15 protein-coding genes are annotated in these 20,056 nt (G+C 60.3%); 13 read left to right on the plus strand and 2 right to left on the minus strand.

Annotation, left to right across the window (positions count from 1 at the left end):
- Nucleotides 1-7 precede the first annotated feature (7 nt).
- Entirely contained in the window at nucleotides 8-847 is an 840-nt protein-coding gene (locus tag CUJ89_RS04430; protein ID WP_114176293.1) for a symmetrical bis(5'-nucleosyl)-tetraphosphatase, read from the minus strand.
- A gap of 343 nt (nucleotides 848-1,190) precedes the next feature.
- On the opposite strand from CUJ89_RS04430, the gene rfbB reads away from it, so the two are divergent.
- The 11 genes from rfbB (at nucleotide 1,191) to CUJ89_RS04485 (ending at nucleotide 16,315) form a co-directional block, all read left to right on the plus strand.
- Nucleotides 1,191-2,252 carry a dTDP-glucose 4,6-dehydratase gene (gene rfbB / locus CUJ89_RS04435; protein ID WP_114176294.1) on the plus strand — a complete coding sequence of 354 codons (1,062 nt, stop codon included), beginning with the start codon at nucleotides 1,191-1,193 and terminating at the stop codon, nucleotides 2,250-2,252.
- Nucleotides 2,253-2,263: 11 nt separating this feature from the next.
- The gene (rfbA, locus tag CUJ89_RS04440) at nucleotides 2,264-3,157 is read left to right on the plus strand and encodes a glucose-1-phosphate thymidylyltransferase RfbA (RefSeq protein WP_114176295.1); all 894 of its coding nucleotides are present in this window, start codon (nucleotides 2,264-2,266) and stop codon (nucleotides 3,155-3,157) included.
- Complete coding sequence (gene rfbC, locus CUJ89_RS04445) at nucleotides 3,142-3,693, plus strand: dTDP-4-dehydrorhamnose 3,5-epimerase (protein ID WP_114176296.1); 552 nt, start codon at nucleotides 3,142-3,144, stop codon at nucleotides 3,691-3,693. Before rfbA ends, rfbC begins: the two co-directional genes overlap by 16 nt.
- On the plus strand, nucleotides 3,686-4,585 hold the full coding sequence (gene rfbD / locus CUJ89_RS04450; protein WP_114176297.1) for a dTDP-4-dehydrorhamnose reductase: 900 nt from the start codon (nucleotides 3,686-3,688) through the stop codon (nucleotides 4,583-4,585). The genes rfbC and rfbD overlap by 8 nt, the downstream gene beginning before the upstream one ends.
- 1 nt (nucleotide 4,586) lies before the next feature.
- Nucleotides 4,587-5,486 carry a glycosyltransferase family 2 protein gene (locus CUJ89_RS04455; protein ID WP_236654920.1) on the plus strand — a complete coding sequence of 300 codons (900 nt, stop codon included), beginning with the start codon at nucleotides 4,587-4,589 and terminating at the stop codon, nucleotides 5,484-5,486.
- A gap of 60 nt (nucleotides 5,487-5,546) precedes the next feature.
- Complete coding sequence (locus CUJ89_RS04460) at nucleotides 5,547-6,329, plus strand: ABC transporter permease (RefSeq protein ID WP_114176299.1); 783 nt, start codon at nucleotides 5,547-5,549, stop codon at nucleotides 6,327-6,329.
- A gap of 10 nt (nucleotides 6,330-6,339) precedes the next feature.
- Nucleotides 6,340-7,089, plus strand: coding sequence for an ABC transporter ATP-binding protein (locus CUJ89_RS04465; RefSeq protein ID WP_114176300.1), 750 nt, complete (start codon nucleotides 6,340-6,342; stop codon nucleotides 7,087-7,089).
- A 17-nt stretch (nucleotides 7,090-7,106) separates the two neighbouring features.
- Nucleotides 7,107-8,984, plus strand: coding sequence for a glycosyltransferase family 2 protein (locus CUJ89_RS04470; protein WP_114176301.1), 1,878 nt, complete (start codon nucleotides 7,107-7,109; stop codon nucleotides 8,982-8,984).
- 86 nt (nucleotides 8,985-9,070) lie between these two features.
- Nucleotides 9,071-10,504, plus strand: a complete 1,434-nt coding sequence (locus tag CUJ89_RS04475) for a mannose-1-phosphate guanylyltransferase/mannose-6-phosphate isomerase (RefSeq protein ID WP_114176302.1) — start codon at nucleotides 9,071-9,073, stop codon at nucleotides 10,502-10,504.
- A gap of 148 nt (nucleotides 10,505-10,652) precedes the next feature.
- Nucleotides 10,653-14,021 carry a class I SAM-dependent methyltransferase gene (locus CUJ89_RS04480; protein ID WP_161556525.1) on the plus strand — a complete coding sequence of 1,123 codons (3,369 nt, stop codon included), beginning with the start codon at nucleotides 10,653-10,655 and terminating at the stop codon, nucleotides 14,019-14,021.
- A gap of 5 nt (nucleotides 14,022-14,026) precedes the next feature.
- Complete coding sequence (locus tag CUJ89_RS04485; RefSeq protein WP_114176304.1) at nucleotides 14,027-16,315, plus strand: glycosyltransferase family 2 protein; 2,289 nt, start codon at nucleotides 14,027-14,029, stop codon at nucleotides 16,313-16,315.
- Between the two features lie 100 nt (nucleotides 16,316-16,415).
- On the opposite strand, the gene CUJ89_RS04490 is transcribed toward CUJ89_RS04485, so the two are convergent.
- The gene (locus CUJ89_RS04490) at nucleotides 16,416-17,672 is read right to left on the minus strand and encodes a sulfotransferase family protein (protein ID WP_152036586.1); all 1,257 of its coding nucleotides are present in this window, start codon (nucleotides 17,670-17,672) and stop codon (nucleotides 16,416-16,418) included.
- A gap of 574 nt (nucleotides 17,673-18,246) precedes the next feature.
- Here CUJ89_RS04490 and CUJ89_RS04495 point away from each other — a divergent pair.
- Both CUJ89_RS04495 and CUJ89_RS04500 read left to right on the plus strand, forming a co-directional pair.
- A complete protein-coding gene (locus CUJ89_RS04495) occupies nucleotides 18,247-19,092 on the plus strand; it encodes a glycosyltransferase (protein WP_114176306.1) in 846 nt (281 codons plus the stop codon).
- Complete coding sequence (locus tag CUJ89_RS04500; protein ID WP_114178487.1) at nucleotides 19,089-20,054, plus strand: UDP-glucose 4-epimerase family protein; 966 nt, start codon at nucleotides 19,089-19,091, stop codon at nucleotides 20,052-20,054. The genes CUJ89_RS04495 and CUJ89_RS04500 overlap by 4 nt, the downstream gene beginning before the upstream one ends.
- The last annotated feature ends 2 nt before the right edge of the window (nucleotides 20,055-20,056 follow it).

The following is a 20,056-nucleotide window of genomic DNA, read 5'->3' on the forward strand; positions in this document are numbered from 1 at the left end:
CGCGTAATCACTCGCCGCCCGGCGCGCGGCACGCTTCGCACTGCACCTGCGTGACCGTGCGCTGCGCCGGATCGGCCGTCAGCCGCACGGCCGACAACTGGTTTCCCCATACGCATCCCGAATCGAGCGCGACGACGTTCTCGCGCAGCATCAGGCCGAGCGCGGCCCAGTGCCCGAACACGACCGTCACGTCCTCCGTGCGGCGCCCCGGTACGTCGAACCACGGCAGGTAGCCGGGCGGCGCGCTGTCGGGGCCGCCGTTCGCCTTGAATTCCATTACGCCGTCGGGCGTGCAGAAGCGCAGGCGCGTGAACGCGTTGAACGCGACGCGCATCCGGTCGCGTTTCTTCAGGTCCGGGCTCCATCGATTCGGTTCGTTCCCGTACAGCTTCTGCAGCGTGTCGCGCCAGTCGGGCGCGCGCAGCGCGCGCTGCAGTTCGTCGGCGAGTTCGAGCACGAGCGTGGTGTCCCATTGAGGGAGTACGCCCGCATGCACGAGCAGCATTCCGTTCTCCGCATGCACGAACGGGCGGTGGCGGACCCAGTCGAGCAACGCTTCGGCGTCGGGCGCGTCGAGAATCTCGCCGATGGTGTCGCCCGGGCGTTCGGTGCGGATGCCCGCGGACACAGCGAGCAGGTGGAGGTCGTGATTGCCGAGCACAACGGTCGCGCGCGGTCCGAGATCGACGAGCGCGCGCAGCGCGGCGAGGGAGTCCGGCCCGCGGTTGACGACGTCGCCGGCGATCCACAGCGGCGTGTCGGCGGGGGCTGAAAGCTTTTCGAGCAGCGCCTGGAAAGCAGAATGACAGCCTTGGATGTCACCGATGGCGATGGGGGTGCGGGTCATAGGGCGGCGGATATTGCGAGGTTCGATGGTGCGGGAAGAATCATCCATTCAATGCGGCATTGTGCAATTTCTGTTCCGTAATAGTTCGTTGATTTGGCAATAAATTTCATGTTCAACAAGGGTTCGGAGCGCTGTATCAAGTTGTTAGCGGCATGGCTTTTGCAGGGGACGGCTCCCTATAATTGTCGTTTTCCCCAACAAAATTAGCATTTCATGACTTTGGAGGCCATGTCGAGCGGTTAAAATTCCCGGTCTGACGTAGCGATCACAAGTTACTAGCATTTGCGAATCTGATGTGGCAGGCGCCTGATGACGTCTGCCGCGCATTACTAGAGGGAGCCTCATGATCCTGGTTACGGGCGGCGCGGGTTTTATCGGTGCCAATTTTGTACTCGACTGGCTGCGCGCATCCGACGAAGCCGTGCTCAACGTTGACAAGCTGACGTACGCGGGGAACCTGCGCACACTGCAGTCGCTGGACGGGAACCCGAAGCATGTGTTTGCACGCGTCGACATCTGCGACCGTGACGCGCTCGATGCGCTGCTTGCCGAGCACAAGCCCCGTGCCGTGCTGCACTTCGCCGCCGAAAGCCACGTCGATCGCTCGATCCACGGTCCTGCGGATTTCGTGCAGACCAACGTCGTCGGCACGTTCACGCTGCTCGAGGCAACCCGTCAATACTGGAACAGCCTGAGCGACACCGACAAGGCGGCGTTCCGCTTCCTGCACGTGTCGACCGACGAGGTGTTCGGTTCGCTGTCCGCAACCGATCCGCAATTCTCCGAGACGACGCCGTACGCGCCGAACAGCCCGTATTCCGCGACGAAGGCGGGTTCGGACCATCTGGTGCGCGCGTACCATCATACGTATGGGTTGCCGACGCTGACGACGAACTGCTCGAACAACTACGGCCCGTACCAGTTCCCCGAGAAGCTGATCCCGCTGATGATCGCGAACGCGCTTGCGGGCAAGCCGCTGCCCGTTTATGGCGATGGCCAGAACGTGCGCGACTGGCTGTACGTCGGCGATCACTGCAGCGCGATTCGCGAAGTGCTCGCGCGTGGCGTACCCGGCGAGACGTATAACGTTGGCGGCTGGAACGAGAAGAAGAACCTCGAAGTCGTGCACACGCTGTGCGATCTGCTCGACAAGGCGCGTCCGAAGGCGGCGGGTTCTTACCGCGACCAGATCACCTATGTGACGGATCGGCCCGGCCACGATCGCCGCTATGCGATCGATGCGCGCAAGCTCGAGCGCGAGCTTGGCTGGAAGCCTGCCGAAACGTTCGAGACGGGGCTTGCAAAGACGGTCGACTGGTATCTCGACAATCAGGTCTGGGCCGACGAAGTCGCATCCGGCGAGTACCGCAAGTGGGTCGAGACGAACTACGCGAAACGCGATTGAGGAGAGGAGCGATGGCACGTAAAGGCATCATTCTCGCCGGTGGTTCCGGCACCCGGCTGTATCCGATCACGCACGTCGTATCGAAGCAGCTGCTGCCGGTCTACGACAAGCCGATGATCTACTATCCGCTGTCGACGCTGATGATCGCGGGCATTCGCGATGTGTTGATCATCTCGACACCGCAGGACACGCCGCGCTTCGAATCGATGCTCGGCGACGGCAGCCAGTGGGGGATGAACATCCAGTATGCGGTGCAGCCGTCGCCCGATGGTCTCGCACAGGCCTTCATCATCGGCAAGGAGTTCGTCGGCAACGATCCGTCGGCGCTGATCCTCGGTGACAACATCTTCTACGGCCACGACCTGGCGAAGCAACTCGAGCGTGCGCATGCGCAGGAAACCGGTGCGACCGTCTTTGCGTACCACGTGCATGACCCGGAGCGTTATGGCGTCGTCGAGTTCGACAAGTCGTTCCGCGCGCTGTCGATCGAAGAAAAGCCGGCCAAGCCGCGTTCGAACTATGCGGTGACCGGCCTGTACTTCTACGACAACCGCGTGTGCGACATCGCGGCCGACATCAAGCCGTCGCCGCGCGGCGAGCTGGAAATCACCGACGTGAATTCGCGGTATCTCGCTGATGGCGCGCTGAATGTCGAGATCATGGGGCGCGGTTACGCGTGGCTCGATACCGGTACACACGATTCGCTGATCGAGGCTGCCAGCTTCATCGCGACGCTGCAGAAGCGGCAGGGCCTCGTGGTTGCGTGTCCGGAGGAAATCGCCTATCGCCGCAACTGGATCGACGCGGAGCAGGTGCTGAAGCTCGCGCAGCCGCTCGCGAAGAACGCGTACGGTCAGTACCTCAAGAACATTCTTACGGATCAAGTCGCATGGCCATCCAAGTAACGTCGACGGCGCTGCCCGAAGTCAAGATCATCGAGCCGAAAGTGTTCGGCGATGCACGTGGGTTCTTCTACGAAAGCTTCAACGGGAAGGAATTCGCCGAGCAGGTCGAACCCGGCGTCGAATTCGTGCAGGACAACCATTCGCGCTCGTCGAAGGGTGTGCTGCGCGGGCTGCACTATCAGGTCCAGCATGCGCAGGGCAAGCTCGTTCGCGTGGTCGAGGGCGAAGTGTTCGACGTCGCCGTCGACATTCGCAAGAGCTCGCCGAACTTCGGCAAGTGGGTGGGTGTCGTGCTGTCGAACGACAACCATCGGCAGCTGTGGGTGCCGCCCGGCTTCGCGCACGGTTTCGTCGTGCTGTCGGAGGCCGCGCAGTTTCTTTACAAGACGACCGACTACTGGTTCCCGGAGCACGAGCGCAGTATCGTGTGGAACGATCCCGAGATCGGGATCGAGTGGCCGATCGACTTCGAACCGTTGCTGGCGGCGAAGGATGCCGCGGGCAAGCGTCTGAGCGAAGCCGAAGTCTATGCGTGAGGTAGGTGTGACTTCTGAACCGACGATTCTCGTGACAGGCGTGAACGGACAGGTCGGATTCGAGCTGCTGCGTTCGTTGCAAGGCCTGGGGCGCGTGGTGGCGTGCGATCGCTCGATGCTCGATCTGTCCGATCTCGATCGGGTGCGCAGCGTCGTGCGCGAGCTGAAACCGTCGATCATCGTGAATCCTGCCGCCTATACGGCCGTCGACAAGGCCGAGACGGATGTCGACGCCGCGCGTCGCCTGAATACCGACGTGCCACGTGCTTTTGCGGAGGAGGCGGCGCGCCTCGGCGCAGCGCTGATTCATTACTCGACCGACTATGTGTTCGACGGTACCAAAGAGGGTGCCTATGTCGAAACGGACGCCACTAACCCGCAGAACGTGTACGGGCTGACCAAGCTCGAAGGCGAGCAGGCCATCGCGGCGACGGGGTGCGCGCACCTGATTCTGCGCACGAGCTGGGTGTATGGGCGTCGCGGCAAGAACTTCCTGCTGACGATGCTGAAGCTCGGCAGCGAGCGTCCGGAACTGCGCGTCGTTGCGGATCAGGTCGGCGCGCCGACGTGGTCGAAGACCATCGCTACCGCGACATCGCATATCGTTGCGCAAGCCCTGGCGGCTGGCGACGCGGACTGGTGGGCGCGGCGCTCCGGCGTTTACCACTTCACGTCGGCCGGCGCGACGTCGTGGCACGGGTTTGCCGAAGCGATCTTTTCGAACGCGATGGGCGAGCGTGCGCCGAAGGTCGTGCCGATTCCGGCGAGCGACTACCCGGTGCCTGCCAAGCGTCCGTCCAATTCGCGACTGTCGCACGACAAGCTGACCGAAGCATTCGGGTTGCGGTTGCCGGACTGGGCCGATGCGCTGAAGCTGTGCCTGAGTGAGTAACTTGAATCAGAATCCCGCGGATCAGGAGCGGGCCGGTGTCGTGGTCGTGTTCTACCGACCGGATCACGGTTGCGTGGCTCGTGCGAATCGGCTCGCCAAAGTATGGCCGTGCGTGGTGATCGACAACACGGAGAGTGTGTCGACGCCGGAGGCGCTCGGACTTGACGCACGGGTTGAGTATGTCGCCAACGGCGCTAACCTCGGCATTGCGACGGCGCTCAATCAGGGCGTCGAGCGCCTGATGGCGGCAGGCTACAGATCGGCATTGCTGTTCGATCAGGATAGCGAACCATCTAGCGAATTGCTGGTTGAATTGCCCCGAACACTGGCGGCCGAGCGCATGCGCAATCGTCGCGTGGCGCTTGTCGGTCCCGCGTACGAGGATGCGCGGCTGGGCGGCGTCGCACCATTCGTTCGCTTCGGGTATCTGAAACTGCGCCGTGTTCAGCCGGAGGGCGTGCAGCCGATCGAGGTCGACTTTCTGATTACGTCGGGATCGTGCGTGAATCTCGACGTGTGGCGCGACATCGGCCCGATGGACGACGCACTGTTTATCGATTTCGTCGATCTCGAATGGTGCGTCCGGGCGCGCTCGAAGGGCTATTCGGTGCTCGGGGCGCCCGCGTTGCGATTGACGCACGAACTGGGCGGCGAGCCGGTGAGGGTTTTCGGGCGAAGCTACCCAGGACACAGCGCGGTTCGGCATTATTATCTGTTCCGCAACGCGATCGCACTGATCCGGCGTTCCTACGTGCCGTGGAGCTGGAAGTCGACGGAACTCGTCAAGATGCCGGTCCGGCTAGCGATCTACGCGCTGTTCATGCAGCCACGAATGGCGCACCTGCGACTTTCGCTTCTTGGCATCTGGCATGGGTTATCCGGACGCTCGGGAGAGCTGTAATCCATCGGTTACGGCGGATTCCAGGGTTTGTCGTCTAACTATCTATTATTGAAGAATCGCATGCTCACTGTCGCAATCGCAGACCTAAAACAAAGCATCGTGTCCTGGCGGCTATGGACGCTGCTCGGCTGGCTGGAAATCCGGCAGCGCTATGCGCGCTCGCGTGTCGGCCCGTTCTGGCTCACGATCAGCATGGGCGTCATGATCGGATCGTTGGGCGTCGTCTACGGTACGCTCTTCGGACAGGATATGCACGCCTACCTTCCGTTTCTGGCGGCGAGTCTTGTGATGTGGGGGCTGCTTTCGCAGACGATTCAGGACGGCAGCGTCGCATACATCAACAGCGCGTCCTACATCAGGCAAATGGCGACGCCGAAGCTGATCTACATGCTGCAGGTGGTGTGGCGAAACCTGATCGTGATGACTCACAATGCGGTGATCATCGTCGTGCTCCTGGCGATATTCGGCGTGAAAAGCTGGGAAACCTTGCCTTTGTTCATCCCCGGCCTGCTGCTGTACCTCCTGAACATTCTGTGGATTGCGATGACGGTCGGCGTGTTGTCCGCCCGTTTTCGCGATCTTCCCCAGATCATCTCGGCATTGCTTCAGGTCGCGTTCTACGTGACGCCGATCATCTTCCGTCCCAACGCGTTGAACCGCTATACCTTCATTGTCGAGTGGAATCCGCTCGCATATCTGCTCGACGTCGTGCGTGGCCCGCTGATCGGGCAGCCGCCGAGCGCGTTGACGTGGGGTGTCACGGCCGGTATGGCCGCGGTAGGCTGGATCGTCGCCTTGTGGCTGACCGGTCGTTATGTGAAACGTATCCCGTACTGGGTTTGAGGAGCACATCGTGGCCCATATCGAATTGAAGAACGTGACGCTCGATTTGCCGATCTATGACGTGCAGGGACGCTCGCTGAAGAAGCAGGTCATGCGCATGGGGCGACGCAATCGCATTGCCGAGGGCAGTGACGGTGTGATCGTCGTGCGCGCACTTGACGACGTCAACGTCCGCTTTGAGCGTGGCGATCGTATTGGGCTGATCGGGCACAACGGAGCGGGAAAGTCGACGTTGTTGCGTGTGATGGCGGGTATCTACCCGCCGACAGCCGGGGCCGTGTCGCGCATCGGCAAGGCTGTACCGTTGCTGGATATCAGTCTCGGCATGGATGAAAATTCCACCGGTATGCAGAATATTCGACTGAGAGGCCTGCTGCTCGGAATGTCGGACGCCGAGATACGGCAGAAGCAGCAGAGTATCGCGGAGTTCTGTGAACTCGGCGACTATCTCGATTTGCCGATTCGTACCTATTCCAGCGGCATGCGGGTGCGACTCGCATTCGCCGTGTCTACCGCGGTCGACGCCGAGATCCTGTTGCTCGATGAAGTGATGGGCGTAGGCGACGCGTCTTTCATGCATAAGGCGGAAGCGCGATTGGCGGACCTGCATAGTCGCGCGGAGATCGTCGTACTGGCGATGCATTCGAACAGCGAAATTCGCAAGGTTTGCAACAAGGCGCTGTGGATGGAGCGGGGCCGGGTTCGCGCATTCGGTCCGGCGGACGAGGTGGTGTCGCAGTACGAGGCGGCAGTAGCTTGAGTCTCGCCGTCATTCAGATGACATTGTCAAAAGTCAGTTCGCTCGTAGGTCGGATAACCGGGGGCAGGAACCTTGGCGCCATGTTGCGCCAGGGCTATGCCGTCTATCGCCGTGAAGGTTTCGGCGGGGTCAAGCGCAAGCTCACGTGGATGATGGCCGGTGCGCCCGGGGCAATCGATCCGGAGGATTATGCGAACTGGGTAAGTCGTCACGATCGGATCGACGATGCCATGCGAGAGGCGATGGGGCGCCGCATCGGCGAGTTCTCAAAAGCGCCGCTGATCTCGGTGGTGATGCCGGTCTACAACCCCCGTCCCGAGTGGCTGGCGGAAGCGATTGAATCCGTGCGGCGCCAGCTCTATCCTCACTGGGAGCTGTGCATCGCGGACGATCGCTCTCCGGACCCGGCGATTCGTCCGTTGCTCGAGCGTTATGCAGCGCAGGATTCGCGGATCAAGGTGGTATTCCGCGAAACCAACGGCCATATTTCCGCGGCTTCGAACAGCGCGCTCGGTCTGGTAACCGGGGAGTGGGTTGCATTGCTGGATCACGACGATCTGCTGCCGGAACATGCACTCTACTGCGTGGCGGATACGATCGAGCGCAACCCGTCCATCCGTCTGATTTATTCGGACGAGGACAAGATCGACGAGGGTGGCAGGCGCAGGGATCCCTATTTCAAATGTGAATGGAATCCGGATCTATTCCATTCGCACAATATGTTCAGCCACCTTGGGGTCTACCAGAAGGCACTGCTGGACGAAGTCGGCGGGTTTCGCATTGGCTATGAGGGGTCGCAAGACTACGATCTCGCGCTGCGTTGCATCGAGCGCGTCGATGCGGCTGCCATTCGTCATATTCCTCGGGTGCTCTACCACTGGCGGATTCATTCAACCAGCACGTCGAGCGGTGTCGAAGCGAAGCCCTATGCGGCAGTTGTCGGCGAAAAGGCCATCAATGAGCATATCGGCAGGCTGGACGTGGCGGCACATGCCGAATACATCGGATATGGCTATCGTGTCAGGTATGCGCTGCCGGCGCAGCCACCGCTTATTACGCTGATTATTCCGACCCGCAATGCAGTGCAACTGATGCGTCAATGCATCGGTAGCATTCTCGAACGCACGACTTACGAAAATTACGAAATCCTGATCGTTGACAATGGCTCGGACGATGCCGAAGCGTTGCTTTATTTTGAGTCCCTCGTTGAGAACCCCAGAATTCGGGTCTTGAGGGACGAGCGACCGTTCAATTATTCGGCGCTGAATAACGCCGCGGTAGCGTCCGCCAACGGCGAGTTTGTTTGTTTGCTCAACAACGACATCGAAATCATTTCTCCGGACTGGTTGTCCGAAATGGCTGGTCTGGCGCTGCAGCCCGGAGTGGGCGCGGTCGGGGCAAAATTGTTGTATCCGAACGATACCGTGCAGCATGCAGGTCTCGTGTTGGGAATTCTCGGCGTCGCTGGCAACGCGCACAAGCACGTTCCAAGGACGACGCGTGGCTACTTCGGGCGTGCCGGTCTCGTCAGCGGATTCTCGGCGGTGACGGCTGCTTGCCTGTTGGTACGCAGGTCGATCTACCGGGAGGTCGGGGGGCTGGACGAACAGAATCTGGCCGTGGCCTATAACGATGTCGATTTCTGCTTGCGCGTTCGCGAGGCCGGTTACCGGAACGTATGGACGCCGTTTGCCGAGTTGTATCACCACGAGTCTGCGACACGCGGCCCGGAAACCGATCCCGCCAACCAACTGCGCTTCCAGCGTGAAACCGCGCATATGACGCAGCGTTGGGGCAAGATGTTGCTGGATGATCCTTGCTATAGCCCCAACCTGACCCTCGATCGCGAGGATTTCAGTCTCGCGTGGCCCCCCAGGGTGGCACCGCTTGCTTAGCTATCTTGCGAAAACCGGTGGCGATGGCGCACGAAGTGAGCTGTCGAACAGATCATTGAGGGAACGCCGGAGAGAATGGAGCTGACGTGAATATCTATCCTGTCATTTTGTGCGGGGGCAGCGGCACCCGCTTGTGGCCCATGTCGCGCGGTGGATATCCCAAGCAGTACTTGCGGCTGACGGGGGAGCATACACTCGTCCAGCAAACGGTGCGCCGGCTGAGCGGCATCGCAAGTGTTGCCGAGCCGATTGTCATTGCAAACCAGGATCAGCGCTTTTTGGTTGCAGATCAGTTGCATGGCATAGGTGTCGCACCGGAGGCCATCGTCCTGGAGCCGATGAAGCGCAATACGGCGCCGGCGGTTGCGGCCGCCGCGCTGATCGCTGTCGAACGATCGCCGGATGCGCTGCTGATGGTCTTGCCGTCCGACCATGTCATTCTCGATTCCGCCGCCTTCTCGGATCTGGCCTCGGCTGCTGCCGATATCGCGCGCGAAGGGTACCTCGTGACTTTCGGAATCGAGCCGACGGCTCCCCATACCGGCTATGGCTATATCCGCAGCGGCGCCGCGCTGGATGGATTCGGCGGAGCGAGCCGCGTCGACGAATTCATCGAAAAACCCGATGCCGAAACGGCGGGGCGCTTCCTGGACCAAGGGGGGTATTACTGGAACAGCGGCATGTTCATGCTCAAGGCATCGACCTATCTGGAAGATCTGGCTCGCTATGCTCCGACGGTATTGGCACAAATCGGGCAAGCGGTTGCACAGGCCAGGCGCGATGACGATTTCATCCGATTGGAGCCGCAAGCATTTGCCTTGTGTCCCGATATCTCCATCGATTATGCAGTGATGGAAAAAACCGACCGCGCGGCGATGGTTGTTGCATCGGGCATGGGCTGGAGCGATATCGGCTCGTGGTCCGCGCTCGCTGACATCACCGAAAAGGACACGGACGGCAATTCGTTGTCGGGCGATGTGATCGCGGAGGACGTGACGAGCAGCTATATCCGGGCAGACCACCGGATGGTAGCTGCGATCGGGTTGAAGGATACGATCGTCGTCGAAACAGCGGACGCGGTACTGGTTGCTCATCGAAGCCAGACGGAGCGCGTGAAGACGATTGTCGAGCGCCTGAACGCGTCGGGGCGGCACGAGTCTGTAACGCATCGCAAGGTTGTGCGCCCATGGGGTACCTATGAAAGCATCGATCAGGGCGAGCGTTTTCAAGTGAAGCGGATCATCGTGAATCCGGGATCGTCGCTCAGCCTGCAGATGCATCATCATCGCGCCGAACACTGGATTGTCGTGCGCGGTACGGCGCGAGTGATGAACGACGGGCGCGAGTTGTTGCTGACGGAGAATCAGTCGACCTATATTCCGCTCGGTGCGAAGCATCGGCTGGAGAACCCGGGAAAGATCCCGCTCGAACTGATCGAGGTTCAGTCAGGTGCCTATTTGAGCGAGGACGACATCGTGCGCTTTGAGGACAATTACGGACGAGACGTCAAGCCGATATAAGTGCGCGTGCTGCGTTGCGAAAGTCGCTTCGCGCGGCCTGACGGAGCATGGACAAGAAACGCGCTGTAGCGGTTTGCGTTGCGTTCGCGTGAATACCGGATCGATTGCTGGCGGGGGCGGCACAGTCGTCCGACTACGAAGGAATCAAGTGGAAAATACAACTGGTCAATATTCGTTCCCGGAAATCATCGAAGCCTTGGGCGTCGACGGTGAGCTGTTCTGGGAGCCGCGCAGGCTCGTTTCTCCCGGCGCATGGGCGGGTCATATCGCGACCGCATTCTGGCTCGTGAAGGCAATACAGCCGCGTGTGCTGGTGGAATTGGGCACCCACAGCGGCAACTCTTATTCGGCTTTCTGCCAGGCAGTTTCGCAGTACGGATTGTCAACCCGTTGCTTCGCCGTCGATACATGGCAGGGAGATGAGCATGCCGGCCAGTACGATGAGCGTGTCTTCGAGAGCATCTCGAAGTTCAACGATTTGCACTACGCCGGGTTTTCGAAGCTGCTCAGAATGACGTTCGATGAAGCGAGAGCCTACTTTCCGAGCCATCCGCAAGGAGAGATCGATCTGCTTCATATCGACGGATTGCATACATACGAGGCAGTCAAGCACGATTTCGATACATGGATCGACGCACTCTCGGATCGAGCGGTTGTCCTGTTCCACGATATCAATGTTCGCGAGCGGGGGTTTGGCGTCTGGCAGCTTTGGCAGGAACTGTCGGCGAAGTATCCTTCGTTCGAATTCGACAACTCCGAGGGGCTCGGCGTGCTTTGCACTGGATCCGAGAGTGCGCCGCTGATTGCCAAACTGACGGCGCTTGGTGCCGATCCGACGGCTGCATCGACGATTCGGGCGATGTTCGCTGCGCGCGGCGAAGCCTTTCGCCGTCATGTCCAGGTTGTTGATCTCGACAGGCATGCAAACAACCTGAGTGGCGAGATCGTGCGCCTGTCGCACGAGGCGCAGGCTGCTAAGGCCGGGTTCGACGAGCGTGTCGGTGCGCTCACGTCGGACCTGGCACAGGAACGGGCAGTTCGACAGACGCTGGAATCGGGCGCCGCGGATGCCGCGGCTGCGCAGGAGGTTCTCCGTCAACGCATCGTTGCGCTTGAGGTAGATCTGGCGCGAGCGCGAGACGAGCAATCGTCTCGCGCGGCAAGCAAAGCGGAATGCGCGCGTCTTTCGTCCGAAGTCGAACGGCTGGAAGCGAAACTTGCACTGCAACATAGTGAGCACGAAGGGCAACTGCACAGCTTGATGGAGAGTGAGCTGCGCGAGCGCGATCAGATCGTTCAATCGTTCCGGAGCTCCACGTCCTGGCGAGTGACGGCACCGATGCGGGCCGTGATTACGCGGCTTCGCGGCTCGGGAGTGGTGAATCCACTTGCACTTTCGTCAACCGGTGTTTCCGGCACCGACGGATCATCGACGGGGGCGCAAGGTATTTCCGATGCCGGCCTGGGAACCGATGCGAAAGCGGCAATGCGCGCCGGATTCAAGGTGCGTTTCGACGCGTTTCTGACCTCGAGCGGCATGCTGCGTTTCAAGCAGCATGCGGAGCCGGATGTCAGCATTCTGCTGATCTTTTATAACAGCGTCGAGCTGAGCTATGCATGCCTGGCATCGATCGCCGAAGTCCTGAGTGATAGCGAGATCCGGGCGGAAGTGATCATTCTGGACAATGCATCGACCGATGCAACTTCCCGACTGCTTGATCGTATCGAAGGCGCAACGATCATCCGCAGTAAGGAGAATCTGCACTTCCTGAAAGGCACGAACCGGGCTGCGAAGGAGGCGCGCGGCAAGTACCTGCTGTTCCTCAACAACGACGCACTTCTGATGTCTGGCTCCCTGGAGGCAGCGGTGTCGCTTTGCGAGGCGGAAGGCGACGTCGGAGCCGTCGGGGGACGCATCATCCTGCCGGACGGATTGTTGCAGGAAGCCGGATCCGTGGTCTGGCGCAACGGTGCATGCACGGGCTATGGCAGAGGTGCCGCACCTGAAGGTGCAGAATACATGTTCCGTCGCGATGTCGACTACTGCTCGGGGGCGTTCCTGTTGACCCCACGCCAATTGTTCGAAGGTCTGAATGCATTCGACGAACGATATGCGCCGGCTTATTACGAGGAAACGGACTATTGCCTGCGGCTGTGGGAGTCAGGACACCGCGTGGTGTTCGACCCGGACATCGTCATCATGCATTACGAATTCGGCAGCGCGTCGACCAGTGCCCAGGCGTTGCAATTGCAGCAAAGAAACCATGGAATCTTCCGCGAGCGGCACGCGAACTGGCTCCGGGAGCAGCACGAGGTGGCACCGGACAAGATCCTGTGGGCGCGTGCAGCTCGAAGTAACCGGAAAAGACTCCTCTTTATCGAGGACCGCGTACCGCATGAAAGCCTGGGCGCCGGTTATCCTCGCGCGCTCGAGCTTCTGTGTTCGCTGGAAAAGGCGGGAGCAGACATCACGCTTTTCCCGATGTTTCGCCACGACGAGAGTTGGCCGGCTATCCGGCGCACGGTTCCTGCTTCTGTTGAAGTAATGCGTGATCATTCCGCGCGAGATCTTCCACGGTTTCTGAAGGAGCGGGCAGGCTACTACGATGCGATCGTGGTTTGCCGCCCGCACAACATGGAAGCGTTCCTCGGAGCAACCAACCGTGGCAAATCACCGTGGGTGAGTAACACTCCCATCATTTACGACGCGGAATCGCTGTTTTCGTCGAGAGTGCTGCTGGAGCGAAAATTGTCTGGCGAGACTGCGTCGCCAGACGAGGCACGCAAGCTGATTGCAGACGAAATTGCGCTGACCCGTCCGGCTAAAGCGATCATTTCCGTGTCCGAGGCCGAGAAGCGTCAATTCGAATCGCATGGCGTGGGGCCCGTCTACGTGCTCGGACATGCGGCCGAGCCGACGCCGACACCGCGTGCGTTCAGGCAACGCGCCGACTTCCTGTTCGTCGGCGGTATCCATGACGACAAATCACCCAATGCCGATTCCCTGCGCTGGTTCGTGACGCAAATTTGGCCTCGGGTTATTGAGAAACTGGGTGCCGATCTCAAGCTCCACATTGTGGGCTACAACCGAGCAGCCAGTGTTTTCGCGTTGAAGGATCGATCGGTGCACCTGGTCGGCCGAGTCGACGAACTGGAGCCATGGTACGACGCTGCGCGTGTCGTCATTGCTCCGACTCGAATCGCCGCAGGTATTCCTCTCAAGGCGCATAGCGCGGCATCGCATGGCGTTCCGATGGTGGCGACCCGATTGATTGCCGAACAACTGGGGTGGGAGTCCGGCGTGCATTTGCTGGCCGAGGACGACGCCGATGCGTTTGCCGATGCATGTGTGCGCTTGTATAACGACGAGGTGTTGTGGAATGCGATGCGGACGAATGCACTTGCACGTGTCGCCGTCGATTGTTCGACGCAGCGTTTCGATCAGACGGTAAGCGACCTGTTTGCGCAGATTTTCGGCGGCGATAATCCGTCCCACAACTTGTCAACTCAAAAGTGACTCAAATGATCGAGCCGACGCTCAACCCGGCGAATGATTTGACGCCTGAAGGGCCATGGTGGGTTGCCACCGGGCCGGATCCTTATTTTCTGCTCGATTTCGGTAACGCTGGGATCTCGGCGGGATGGCACCTCGTCACGCTCGAGATCGAACTCGAGAGCGGGGTTCTGGCACCGACGTTCTATTTCGACACCGGCACCGGTTTTTCTCAGGAGCTTGCGCAGGAGTTGCCCGCGTCGTCCTTGTCGTCGCAGGGGGCAATGATCGTATTTCCGGCGAACGTACACGCGATTCGCCTGGATCCGATGAGCTGTCCCGGACGTTTCAGAATCAAGCGGTTTTCGATTCAGCCGACGTCGAGGCTATCGCTGGCCTGGCGGCGCATGAAGCCAATGATCCGCCTGCTTCGAGACAAACCGGCGCTGTTTTTCCCGTATGCAGCACAAGCCGTTCGGCTGCTCAAGGAGCGTGGCGCCGCCGGTGCGCTGCGGCATGCACTCAGGGATCGCACGACCGATACCTTGCCGAACTCGTCGAGTAACGACTATGGCGATTGGGTCGCGCGCTACGATACGTTGTCGCATGACGATGTATCCGGGATCGCGGCGCATATTCAGCGCTTGGTGCATCGCCCGCTCGTTTCCGTGCTGGTCCCCCTCTACAACACGCCTGAGCCGTTCCTGATCCGATGCATCGAGTCGGTGCGCGAGCAGCTTTATGATCACTGGGAATTGTGCCTCGTCGATGATGCGTCGCCGCAACCTCATGTGCAGCGGATTTGCGAGCGATACGCAGCGCAGGATTCGAGAATCCGCTATTTGCGCCGCGAGACGAATGGACATATTGCCGAAGCCACCAATTCGGCGCTGTCGCTTGCGACAGGCGAGTTCACCGCGCTGCTCGATCACGACGACGAGCTTGCCGCGCACGCCCTGTATATTGTGGCGGTGGAACTGAACAAGCAGCCCGATCTCGACATGCTCTACTCGGATGAAGACAAGATCGACGAACAGGGCAAACGTTACGAACCATGGTTCAAACCGGACTGGAATTACGATCTGATGCTGTCGCAGAATGCCGTGGTGCATCTGGCGGTATATCGGACATCGATACTTCGGGCGATCGGCGGTTTCCGGAGTGCGTTCAACGGTAGCCAGGACTATGACGTGACGCTTCGCTTCAGCGAGAAAACCACGCCGGAGCGCATCAGGCACATTCCGTTCATTCTTTATCACTGGCGTGCAATCAGCGGTTCTGTCGCGCTTGCCACGACTGAGAAGATGTATCCATATGAGGCGGCCGAGCGCGCGATTCGTGAACATCTGGAGAGAACCGGTCGGAGCGCGACGGTGGAACGTCAGCCGCATCTCGGCTACTACCAGGTCACGTGGCCGGTTCCGGCGCTTGAGCCGAAGGTAGCGATCATCATTCCCACGAAGGACAAGGTCGAACTGCTGCGTGTCGCAGTCGATTCGATTCTCGAGAAAACGACCTACGAGAACTATGAAATCGTCATCGTGAACAATCGCAGTGTGGAAGCGAGCACGATGGAGTATTTCGCGCAGGCGCTGCAATCGCCGAAGGTGCGTTTGCTCGATTACGATAAGCCGTATAGTTTTGCTGCACTAAATAATTGGGCCGTGACCCAGACTGATGCGCCGTTGCTGGCTTTCGTGAACAACGACATTGAAGTGATCGAGCCGAACTGGTTGCGGGAAATGGTCGGGCACGCGCTACGTCCCGAAGTCGGCTCGGTCGGCGCGAAGCTGCTTTATCCGAACGGGACGATTCAACACAGTGGTGTGGTCGTGGGTATTGGCGGCCTCGCGGGGCATCCGCATGTCGGAGAGCCCGGGGAAACGTTCGGTTATTTTGGCCGCGCCTCGTGCACTCAGCGGTATTCAGCTGTGACAGCGGCTTGCGTGGTGATGCGCCGCGAGGTCTTTCTTGAAGTCTCGGGTTTTGACGAGGTCAATTTCGCGGTGGCGTTCAATGACGTGGATCTTGGCTTGCGTTTGGGAAAGGCTGGTTACGCGAATGTATGGACGCCGCGCGCACTGCTTTTCCATCATGAATCCGCCAGCCTCGGACTGCCGACGAACGAAGATCGCCGCCGGCAGTTCCTTGAGGAGTGCGACAACTTTCGCAGAATCTGGGCGGATGTCATCAGGAACGATCCGTTCTATAACCCAAATTTGACCGTAAGCGGTGGCGATTTCCGCCCCAATTTCCCTCCTCGCGTGCGCAGGCCGTGGGTCGAGCAGAATGACCTGCATGAAGGCGTGGTGGCGTAGCGCCAGGCGATTGCACACCCGGCATGACGAACGCATATTGACTGCGGAGATCATGCCGGGGAGCGTGAAGTGCCCGGCGGGAAGATGCGTTTCTGTCCGATCAGCTTCTCGTCAGCAAGCGCTTGAACGCACGCAGCGGCGATGTAATTCGCCAGCTTTTCGACGTCAATATTTCAATATGTGATCTGCGCATGTCGTCGAGTTCTGCTCTTGTCGTCGCCATCTTCGATCTGATATCGGCGAACGCTTCATTGGTCGAGTGCAGTTGCGCCTCGAGTTCTTCCTGTCTGTTACGCGCGTCGTCGCGCTCGGTGTGAGCGCTTTGCAATGCATTGGACCATGCTTGCTGCTGTTGCTCCAATACGTGAATCGTCTCGTTGAGCGACGCGATTGTCGCATTCAATGTCTCGGTGGCGCGCAGGTGATCGTGGAGCGCAGCGTCGCTCGCTTGCTCGGACGCTTGTGTCAGGTGGAACTGCCGATCGAGCTGCCATTCATATCTTAAAAGCGGCGAGATATCATCAAGATAGATACGCGCGTTTCTGGCGGCATCGGACAGCAACGTATTGTCGGCCGGAAGTTTGTTTCGCACCGATTCGTCGAGTGCGGCAAAAAGTGCCTTTACCTGACGAGGCGCGGAGTGAAGTAAATCGAGATCCTCCGCGGCGAATCTGGTGTGTCTGAGGTCGCCGTCGATGAATTCCCTGTCGAATGTTGCCGCCTCGGACTCGATCAGCGGCAATCCCAACTCGGACGAGATTCGCGTCAATTCCGATTGAGGCGCGTCCAGCAGCGCGTCGTAACTGATGAGTGTCCGAGTGCTGCCGACAGTCATCTCGAGCGCGGAAAGCGTGTGAGTGAGCCAAAGGATATGCGATTTTTCTTCGGCGAACCGGTCGCGCTCCAGGAGCGAGCGTGCAACGCTGATCGGGTTGCGAACGGCAATGGCATACACGACACGGGATTGCAAGCTCGTGAGGACTGGTTGCCAGAACCAGGACAGTCGGGCAATGCGCGGATCCTTGAGCGCAAAAGTCTTGCCGTCGCATTTTGCGCGAAGCATGGTTGCGGCTTTGACGCGGAGTTCATCCAGTCGATGCATGTCGATCGCGCTTGAGTTGATCGGTGCCATGGTGTCCCAGTCGAAACCCGCTGCGCGCATGACGTCGATGTTGATCTGGTTGACGTCGAGATCTTCGAAAAATCCCTTGTCGTTGTTGCCTGCGGCTGCTGGCATAAGTCTCGAGCCGAGATCGGCACCGAGCGCTTCCATCGCACGTGTGAGAACGCTTGTACCGCTACGGTGCATGCCGAGAACGACGATCAGGGTCGGTGGCGTGGACGAGGAATTGGGCATAGGGTGAAACGGACCAGTCGATAAAGGGGACGTATTTGCGTCGCTGCTTCAGAGATCGGTGCCATGAGCGAGACGCCGGTGTCGCCGTGTTCAAGTGGTCTCTTGGGGGGCAAGCGGGCACTCTGACGGTCGTTGCACGACAGCGGCTCGGCGCATTGTCGGATATGCGGCGCATCGGGAGGCGGAGGGTACATTCTAAGCAAACATGGAATGCGAGCGCGATATGAGAGTGGCTATTTTCGGACGGGCCGTTACCATGCGTTGCTCGCACACGGCATGGACTCCATCGAAGGCAGGATTGTTCTGACTGGCCAGTGGTTGAGAGAGGCGCACGTAGTTGGTGTCGTGTGTGCTTGATGTCACCGACCCATCCTATTCGACGGCATGCAGAAAAACGGGGGCAGATTCTCTGGTTGCCGCCAGACGGGCAGACGTTAAAATAACAGGCTGACGCCGCATATCGAACGGAAAGCGGGCTTGTACGGTTCGGTAGCCGTGAGAGACGCTTGATCTCTCATGCTTCGGCAATCTGTCCAACCAGCGCTTCATCGTCAGGCGCGTAGTCGAACCACGGATGAATGTAATAAGCGTGCCACCTCGCGATACCGACGGCTTGTCAGTTTCCATCGTCGTTTACTACCCCGACGCCGTTCAACTTGAGCAGACACTGATCAGTCTGGGCGCTGCATGTGCACGCATGCGCATGGTTTCGCCCGAATGCCCGATCGATTTGTTTCTGATCGATAACGGCGGTCTCGGCGATGTCGAAGCGGTGGTCGACGAACTCGGTACAGAGGGCCTTACATGCCGGGTGCTGACGGGGCACGGTAATATCGGGTACGGAAGGGGGCACAATCTTGCCGTCGAACTGTCGACGCGGCCGATGCACTTGATTCTGAATCCCGACATCGATCTGGAGGCACATGCACTCGTTGCTGCCCGTGCGTTTCTCGATTCGCGTCCCGACGCTGGCGCGCTGACGCCGTGGATCGGCGATTACGCGGGCGGGCAGCAGTATCTCTGCCGCCGTTACCCGGCGGTGCTCGATCTGCTCGTGCGTGGCTTTCTGCCGGCGCGGTTCCGCGCACCTTTTGCGAAGCGCCTCGCCCGCTACGAAATGCGCGACGTGATCAACGACCGCGACATCGTCTGGGACCCCCCCATCGTCAGCGGCTGCTTCATGCTGTTCCGCACCGAAGTCCTGAAGAAACTCGGCGGCTTCGATCCGCGCTACTTCCTGTACTTCGAAGACTACGATCTCAGCCTGCGCACCCATGACGTCGCCCGCGTCGCCTACGTCCCGTCGGTCCGCGTGATCCATCACGGCGGCGGCGCATCCCGTAAGGGCTTCGCGCACATCCGTATGTTCGCCGCGTCGGCCTTCAAGTTTTACAACCGTTTCGGCTGGAGGCTGTGGTGAGTCACCTCGTCGTCACCGGCGCGAACGGCTTCGTCGGCCGTGCGGTCTGCCGCCGCGCGCTGCAGGCCGGGCACACCGTCACCGCACTGGTCCGCCGTCCGGGCGGATGCATCGACGGCGTGCGCGAATGGGTGCACGGCGCCGCCGATTTCGATGGCCTGGATGAAGGGTGGCCGACCGATCTGGCAGCCGATTGCGCGATCCATCTTGCCGCCCGCGTGCACGTGATGCACGACGAGTCGCCCGATCCCGACGCCGCGTTCGATGCCACCAACGTCACTGGTACCCTGCGCCTCGCCGAGGCGGCGCGCAATCACGGCGTACGCCGCATCGTCTTCGCGAGCAGCATCAAGGCGGTCGGCGAGGGTGACGGCGGCGTACCGCTGTCGGAAGCAACCGCCCCCGATCCGCAGGACGCATACGGCCGTTCGAAACTGCGTGCGGAGCAACAACTCGCGCAGTTCGGCGCATCGGCGGGACTCGACGTCGTCGTCGTTCGTCCGCCGCTCGTCTATGGCCCGGCCGTCCGCGCCAACTTCCTGCGGATGATGGACGCTGTCGCGCGCGGGATGCCGTTGCCGCTCGGCTCCGTTTCAGCACGTCGCAGCATCGTCTACGTCGAAAACTTCGCTGACGCGTTGCTGCGTTGCGCAATCGACCCGCGCGCGGCCGGCGAATGCTTCCACGTCGCCGACGACGACGCGCCGTCGGTCGCGGGCCTGCTGCGTCTCGTCGGCGACGCGCTCGGCAAGCCGGCGCGGTTGGTTGCAGTGCCGCCAACGGTGCTGCGCGTGCTCGGGAAGCTGACTGGCCGCCACGCGGCCATCGACCGCCTGACGGGCAGCCTGCAGCTCGATACGGGCCGGATCAGACGCGTGCTCGACTGGCATCCTCCCTATACGACCCGCCAGGGCCTCGAAGCGACCGCCGCATGGTATCGTTCGCGCGATACACAACAATAGTC

The sequence above is a fragment of the Burkholderia pyrrocinia genome (assembly GCF_003330765.1).
GTDB lineage: Bacteria > Pseudomonadota > Gammaproteobacteria > Burkholderiales > Burkholderiaceae > Burkholderia > Burkholderia pyrrocinia_B.